This window comes from Streptomyces sp. A012304 (assembly GCF_026008495.1).
Lineage (GTDB): Bacteria > Actinomycetota > Actinomycetes > Streptomycetales > Streptomycetaceae > Streptomyces.
In genome coordinates this window covers 8,985-16,145 of record NZ_BQUN01000076.1, presented here as the reverse complement: position 1 = coordinate 16,145, position 7,161 = coordinate 8,985, and the positions used below count along the sequence as shown (strand labels likewise).

Sequence of the window (7,161 nt, the reverse complement as noted above, 5' to 3'; positions counted from 1 at the left end):
GATCACGTCTTCCGAGGCAGGCGAGACCATGTCCCCGCCAATGAACAGCCGGTCCTGGACTGTGTGGCTGGTCATGGCCGCTCCTTTCGCCGTGCCAAGACGTGCCCACGCGGATGGCCGTCGGTGAGCCAGGTCAAAGCCGTCACCGCGTGATACTGCCTTCAGCCGACCACGTCCGGGCCTCGGCCGCGCGCAGGCTTCCACCATTCGGAGGACCGATGCCGCGGCGACCCGCGAGCAGCAACCCGGCGAACCTTCCCGGTCACGGCAGTAGCAGCAACGCTGCTGGCCCGTCAACGAGGTCAAGTGCCCACGTCACCTGGTCGGCTGCGTCCATAACCTCACCGAATACGGTCAGGATGTCGGTCTCGGAGTTGATCACCTTGCGGTTCCACAGTGGGTCGCCATCGGCATCGACCACGGTGATCCAGTGATGCCCTTTCCCCACGTCGATCCCGGCCCATATTTGTGGCGGCCGTTGCGTCATCTCGCCTCTCCAGATCGAACACGAACAGGAAGTGCCAGGCCACCCCTGAAGCAAGTCCGTACAAGCGATCGAGTCGCCACTCTTAATCAGCAGTTACGGGGCGTCCCCACAACCTCTCCGCCCACATCGGAGCGGACATCCGCCGCTTGGTCAAGAAGAACAAGGTCGAGCTGTGCTTCACCCCGACCTACGCCTCCTGGACCAACCCGATCGAGGCACACTTCGGTCCGCCGCGACAGCTCACCCTGGCCAACTCCCACCATCGCAGCCACCCCGCGCAGACGCGGGCCCTGCACCGCTACCTGCGCTGGCGCAACGCCAACGCCCGCCACCCCGACGTCCTCGCCGCCCAGCGCAAGGAGCGCGCCCGCACCCGTAGCGAGAAGGGCACCCGCTGGGGTGGTCGGCCGGCACTTCCTGCCGCGGCATGACCGATGTCACCACTCGGAGAGGACCATGACCATGGTGTCGGAGTCCGGTCCCGATTCGACGGTCGTGAATCCTTCGGCGGCGTAGAGACGGCGTGCGCGGTTCGCCCGCTCGACGCTCAAAGAGATTCGGGCGAAGCCGTGTTCCGCCGCCCTCCGAGCCAGCTCGGTCACCAGGGCACGTCCCACTCCTTGGCCCCGCCACGGCGGGAGTACGCCTACGGAGAGTTCCGGAACGTCCTCCGCCACAAACCCATAACCGGGATCATCAGAGCTGAACAGCCGCAGCCAGGCCGCGCCGATCGGTTGTCCGCCTGTCTCGACCGCAACCACTCCGAGATCACCCGGTCGAGGCCAGTCCTCGACGTAGTGCGCCGTGTGGCGATCCCTGAGGACACGATCGCGGCCGATCGCTTCCCGAGCAGGGTTCCAGTCAACTGCAGCCACGAGCATGTCCGCGAGGAAGCCCGCATCGTCAGCCCTTGCCATCCGCAACGAGTAGTCGCTGTCAGCCATACGACGAATCCTGCCACCCGCCAGATCAGCGCCCACCCGGCGAACCCTCTCGGTCACAGCACTAGCTAGACGGCTGTGGTCGTGACGGGCCATGCCCCGCGGCCCAACAGATCGAGGACGAGTGCCGCGATGTTCCACGCGTCGTCCTCGCCGCGGTGATGGCGTCCCTCGAGCGGCAGTCCGGCGATCTGTAGGGCGTGGTCCATGCCGGGTTTCCTCCGCAGCCCGTATGCCGTGGCGAACACGGCCTTGGCGTTGGTGTGGGTGCGTTCCGTCGGATAGCCGAACGGGTAGGCCACCCCGTCGGCCTGACTCTGTCGAGCAAACTGCCGCCGGTCGTACTCGCCCCAGCTCGCCCAGGGGCGCTCCCCGGCCGCGTACTCCTCGACGAGGATCCGGCACGCCTCGGCGAAGGTGACGCCCCGTTCCACCTCGGCCTGCGTCAGGCCGGTCAGTTCGGTGCAGAAGTCGCTCACCGCCGACCGGACGGGGCGGACCAAGATACGGTGCCGGGACACGCGGCGCCGTGCCGACACGTCCACGACGGTGAGACCGATCTCGATGATCTCGTTCACAGAGCCGGGCGGCGGCTGTCCGTCCCAGCAGGTGGCTTCCACATCGATGACGTTCAGCAGGACGGGTTCGTGGGGCATGGGGCGAGGGTAAGGATGCGCGCCCGGTGACGGCACCTCGATTTCTCCCGCCGGCCGCCAGGAACGGACAACGCCGACCGAGAACGACGTGGGAACCTCTTACTGCTTCGGCGGCAGTTCCTCCAGCGGGGTGACCGTGCGCCCACCGCGCATCACCGGCAGCCCCCGCACCAGCCGGTCGATCATGTGCTCATACCGCAGGCCCGTGTCGGCGAGGTAGAGGTCCTCGCCGGGTGTGTCGCCGTCGGCGAGGAGGACTTCCGGCACCAGCAGGTCGGCCAGGCCTGCGTGCGGCGCCGGATCCTCGACGGCAAGGCCGTGGCCGTCGAGGTCGACATGGTCGGGCACCAGAGCCCGCCCGCGCAGGCGCCCGCCGACCTCGGGAAGGAACTCGTCCCACATGATCGCCAGCGCGGCTCGCAGGTCACCGAGCACTTCGACGTGTTGGTCGGTGGAGTTGCCGAGGAAGGTCTCGACCTCGATGTCGCCCTGGACCAGGAGGCGGGAGGTGCCGGTGAGGACGAGGTTGGCGGCTTTCAAGTCGCCGAGCACGATCAGCGACGGGCTGCCGTGATCCAGGTTGAGGATGTTGCCGTCGACGTGGAGGTCGCCGTCGATGACGTATCCGGAGACCGCGCCGTCGATTCCCTCGTACTCGGGTCGGCCACCTGCCTTGATCCAGGGATTCTGGTGCCGGTACTGGTGGTCGTCCAGCCAGAGCGAGCCGGGCAGCGCCGAGGGCCCGGGTGCAGGATGTACTCGTCCTCGTCCAGGCTGTCGTAGGACACCTGCGGGAAGCCGCGTCGCTCGAACAGAGTGACCGTCTCCGCCCACGTCCGGTAGATCGTCTCCATGGCCGACACCGTAGGCGCCCGCACTGACGACCCACCCGCTCCGGGAATCCCCCACCCCGGAAATACGCAACCCGTTGCGTACTTCCACTGACAACCGGCAGCCCATACTGACGATCACCGGCAACTTGGTCCCGCAGTGGCGCACTACGGGGCGCTCAGCCTCGCGTTCGGCTGCTCCCCGCGATGCCCGTCGGTGTCCTTCACCGTGCGACGGCGACCGCTGTGCGCGCCAGGCTGACCGCCCGCAGCCCCTATAGAGGGAAAACCCTGGAAGGGCGGGCGTGCTCTTGTCCCGGCCGCCCGCAGGCGCTTCACTGGCGCTGCTCCCCCCACAGGAGAACACCCGTCCCACCTGTAGAAGGGTTTCTCTTGACCGCCCTACGCGCCTCCGCCGTCACCGCCGCAGCCTGTGCCGCCGTGCTGGCCACCGCCCTGCCGTCCTCGGCCATCAACTCGTACAACGCGACGCCCGCACCCGAGCGCACCGAGGTGGGCGCGCTCGTCGCGACCTGGGACAACGACGGCGACCCCACGACACCCGACCGGGTCGACTGGGTCTGCTCCGGAACCATGATCGACGCGGACACGTTCCTGACCGCCGCGCACTGCACCACCGACTGGCCCGACAACGTGAAGTTCTACGTGTCTCTGGACCAGGACGTGCAGGCCGGCCTCGACGCCGCCGCGAAGAAGTACCCCGGCGATCCGGCCGCGCAGGCGGGCGCCGTCGCCGTACAGGGCACCGCCCACAGCCACCCCGACTACCCCGGGCCCGCGTCCGACACGCGCGACATCTCGGTGATCGAGCTGCCCGCGGCCAAGGTCAAGGCCCGCTGGACCTTCACTCCGGCCACCCTGCCCACCGCCGACCGGCTCGGCGCGCTCGGCCCGCAGGCGCTGAACTCCACCGACTGGTTCGTCGCCGGATACGGCACCCAGGAGGCCCAGCGCGGCCCCGGCGGCCAGACCCACCCCGGCGGCGGCGTCCGGATGAAGGCGCCTGTCACCTTCGACGCCCTCAACGACGCGTGGGTCCGCCTGGCGATGACCGAACCCCAGGGCAACGGCGGTGCCTGCTACGGCGACTCCGGCGGCCCCAACTTCGCCGTGATCGGCGGCCGGAACGTGCTCGCGGCCACCACGATCACCGGCGACGGCCCGTGCTACGCGACGAACGTGGCGTACCGCCTGGACACCCCGGGCGCCCGCGCCTTCCTGGCACCGTTCGTGAAACTGCCGTAGCGCGCCCGGGCACAGCACGCCACCTCCGCAGCGCCCTGCCGCGCTGCCGGGCCCGCCGACCGGTGCTCTGACGAGCCGTCGCCCGGCGGGCCCGTCCGGCGGCCGGACGGGAAGCCTTCCGGCGGTGTGCTGACGCGGTCACCCGACTGATGGTGCGCGCGGGGCGCACGCCGGACCGCGTAGCGGTGCGCCGCAGGACGCCGCTGGCCGATCGGGAACGCAGGTTCCCGATCGGGCCGGCCCGGACGTGGGCTGAGCGCCGGCGGCCCCTGGACGCCCCCGATCGGAACGCGCTGCCCCCGCCCCTGTCCTCAGCCGCGCAGTTCCTCAAGACGCTCCAGGTCGTCGCGCACCGCCCTGCGCTCCTCCGCGGTGAGATGGACCGCCTCGGCCTCGGCGAGCGCGGACGTCGCCGTCGTCTCGTCACCGAGGCGCCGTGCGACATCCGCACGGAGCACGAGAAGGCGAAGCAGCTGCACGGGTGTGGGCCGCTCGTCCGCCCTGCGCAACACCCGCTCGATGATCTTCGCGGCGCCGGCCGGGTCGTCCCTCGAGTCCGCGAGGAGGGCCGCGTGGTGCAACGCCCGGGAGAAGGGCTCCTCGGGTGCGGGCCGGTGGTGGTGGTCGCGACTTGTCGGCTGCCCGATGCGCAGGCAGTTGCCGCCCGGATCGGTCACGAGGAACTGCCGTACGCCGTGCGACGTGTCCTTCAGCGACCCTATGCGCGGCAGACCGCGGGTCGGGACCCTTCCGTACGCCGCCTTGAGTCCGGTCCGGAAGGCCTCGTGCAACGCGTCGACGTCGTCGGTGCGGATGTAGCACGTGCTGTACGACTCCGTCGGTTCGTACTTCTTCATGCCGAAGAAGTGGAGCTGGATGCCGCCGCGTTGCACGACGGCGTACGGGTTGGGGCTCTTCTGGCGGAAGGTCACCTCGAACCCGAGGACGGTGTAGAAGTCGAGAACGGGCTGGAGGCTCCGGCACGGCAGCATCGGGATGGTCTCTTCGCTCATACCCCCAACCTAGTCAAGTTTGACTAGTGGGGGCCAGTCCCTGCGGCGTCGAGTATCACGTTGTTGGGTTCATGGCAGGATGACGGGCCCAGTTGACCCGAAGAGCCCATGCCGCGCAGACGCCCGAAGGGCCGTGCGCGAAGCGGCGGGGCGGAGAGCTGAGACATGGTCGCCTTCCACTCCTCCGCGCTGGACGGAGTCGCCGCCAACCCGGCCGTCCCCACGCCGCTGCTGCTGCGGCTGATCGCCTTCGAGGGCGAGGGCCAGGGCCCGCCCTTCCAGGTCCTCCACCGGCCGGGGCTGCCCGAGCAGGCCGTCTCCGCTGTCGTCGCCCACCCGATCGTGGACGTGCGCGTCCAGTTCGCGATGAGCGGCCAGGCGGATCCCGAGCAGCGGGCCCGGCTCGCGGACGACCCCTCGCCCAAGGTGCGGGCCGCCGTCGCATCCGGACCCGAGTGGACCCACGATCACCGGACCAAGGTCCGCCCGTTGCCGGACGCCGTGTGCGGTCGCCTCCTGGAGGATCCCGAACCCTCCGTGCGGATCGCGCTGTTGCACTCGCCCCACTTGGCGACGCCTTTCCTCGCCTCCCTGGTCGCACATCCCGATCCGGCCGCACGACGCGCCGCGCTGCGCGTGTGGGACGAATTGCCCGCGGAGGGGCGTGCCGCACTGCTCGACGACCCCGACCCACGAGTACGGCGGTCCGCCGCGCAGTGCGCGTGTCCTCACGACGCACAGCTCACGGCGGCGCTGCTCGACGATCCCGCCACCCTGCCCGGGGCACTGCGCCGCGGGCTGCTCCATCGCGCGGACGCCGAGCGGTTCCTCGCCGACGGCGTCCACCTGGTCGAACTCGCCGGCAATCCGTCCCTGCCCGCCGACCTCGTGGACCGTCTCGCCGTCCACCCCGACGACAGGGTGCGGCTCGCCGTCTCCCTGAGGCCCGAGCTGACCGAAGACCGACGCGCCGCGATCGACTTCACCGTGGACCCGCACGCCCGCGACGACGTGGACTGGGTGACGGCCGGCCTCGCCGATCCGGACGTGCTGCGCCGGGCCGCGACCTCCGCCCATCCCCTGCTGCGCCGCGCCGCGGCCCGCAGCCCTCATCTGCCGCCCGATCTGCTGCGGCTTCTGGCCGAGGACACGGACGTCCTCGTACACACCCACCTGGCCGTGCACCATCCGGACACTCCCGAGAAGGTCCTGATGAGCGTGTACGCCTGGCTCGGCGGGACGTTCTCCGCCTGGATGGCGACCGGCCACCCCCGCTTCCCCCGCGAGGGCCTAGCCGCCCGCTTCGCGGACCATCCGGACGCGATCTACCGGCAGCTCGCGGTCCGCGACCCCGCCGCCGGCCCCGAGCTGATCGAGCGGCTCAGTCACGACCCGGACGTCTGGACGCGGCAGGCGGCGGCCCGCGACCCCCGCCTGCCGCTCCCTCGGCTCCTCGAAGTCCTCGCCGTGCCGGAGCTGGCCTACAGCGCGGGCACCAACCCGGCCCTGCCGCCGGGTGAGATGGCCGCGGTCATGGACGAGGCCGGCGTCCCCGGATGACGCGCCCCGCCTCTCGGTGACCGCCCGTACCGGAGACACGGCAGCCGCGGCGATGGAAGAGTTCCTCCAGCCCCACCGCAGCAGAAGTTTACGCGTCAACCTTACAGAAAATCTGTTGCGACGACAGTAGACATCGGGCCGCCGCAGGGTTACCGTTTTTGCTGTACTCAGGAAGTCGAGATGGCACGGCAGACACGAACTGCCGCGCAAGCAGTACCCGCGGTATCCAGCAGTACAACCGAGTAACCGAAGGTAAGGAGCAGAACGCCATCAGGATCGCCCGGGCGAGGAAGCAGTCCGCTCGGGTCACCGCAGGCCCCGGATTGGAAGGTGGTCCCCGGTCACGCATATGCGATCCCCGCAGCTCCGCCCTTCCAGGCGGAACCTGCGACAGAAGAAAGCCGGCTC

The 7,161-nt window shown here is 69.9% G+C and carries 7 protein-coding genes and 1 pseudogene; 3 read left to right on the top strand and 5 right to left on the bottom strand.

Annotated features, from left to right (window positions below; translation table 11 throughout):
• Positions 1–262: 262 nt before the first annotated feature.
• Entirely contained in the window at positions 263–487 is a 225-nt protein-coding gene (locus tag ALMP_RS17335; RefSeq protein WP_264928945.1) for an IS110 family transposase, read from the bottom strand.
• Between the two features lie 110 nt (positions 488–597).
• Between ALMP_RS17335 and ALMP_RS17330 the strand changes: the two are divergent.
• Positions 598–918: pseudogene (locus tag ALMP_RS17330) on the top strand (IS630 family transposase); the annotation flags it as partial.
• A gap of 6 nt (positions 919–924) precedes the next feature.
• Here ALMP_RS17330 and ALMP_RS17325 read toward each other — a convergent pair.
• The 3 genes from ALMP_RS17325 to ALMP_RS17315 form a co-directional block, all read right to left on the bottom strand.
• A complete protein-coding gene (locus tag ALMP_RS17325) occupies positions 925–1,431 on the bottom strand; it encodes a GNAT family N-acetyltransferase (RefSeq protein WP_264928944.1) in 507 nt (168 codons plus the stop codon).
• A 65-nt stretch (positions 1,432–1,496) separates the two neighbouring features.
• Positions 1,497–2,084: a 3'-5' exonuclease gene (locus tag ALMP_RS17320; RefSeq protein WP_264928942.1), complete on the bottom strand. Its 588-nt coding sequence runs from the start codon at positions 2,082–2,084 to the stop codon at positions 1,497–1,499.
• Positions 2,085–2,183: 99 nt separating this feature from the next.
• Positions 2,184–2,918 (bottom strand): hypothetical protein, encoded by a 735-nt coding sequence (locus ALMP_RS17315; RefSeq protein ID WP_264928940.1) that lies wholly within the window; start codon positions 2,916–2,918, stop codon positions 2,184–2,186.
• 389 nt (positions 2,919–3,307) lie between these two features.
• Here ALMP_RS17315 and ALMP_RS17310 point away from each other — a divergent pair, with 389 nt between their 5' ends.
• The gene (locus ALMP_RS17310; protein WP_264928938.1) at positions 3,308–4,180 is read left to right on the top strand and encodes a S1 family peptidase; all 873 of its coding nucleotides are present in this window, start codon (positions 3,308–3,310) and stop codon (positions 4,178–4,180) included.
• Between the two features lie 311 nt (positions 4,181–4,491).
• Here the strand turns inward: ALMP_RS17310 and ALMP_RS17305 are convergent, their stop codons facing one another.
• A complete protein-coding gene (locus ALMP_RS17305; RefSeq protein ID WP_264928936.1) occupies positions 4,492–5,193 on the bottom strand; it encodes a VOC family protein in 702 nt (233 codons plus the stop codon).
• A gap of 165 nt (positions 5,194–5,358) precedes the next feature.
• Between ALMP_RS17305 and ALMP_RS17300 the strand changes: the two genes are divergently transcribed.
• A complete protein-coding gene (locus ALMP_RS17300; protein ID WP_264928934.1) occupies positions 5,359–6,753 on the top strand; it encodes a Mucin-2 in 1,395 nt (464 codons plus the stop codon).
• Positions 6,754–7,161 lie beyond the last annotated feature (408 nt).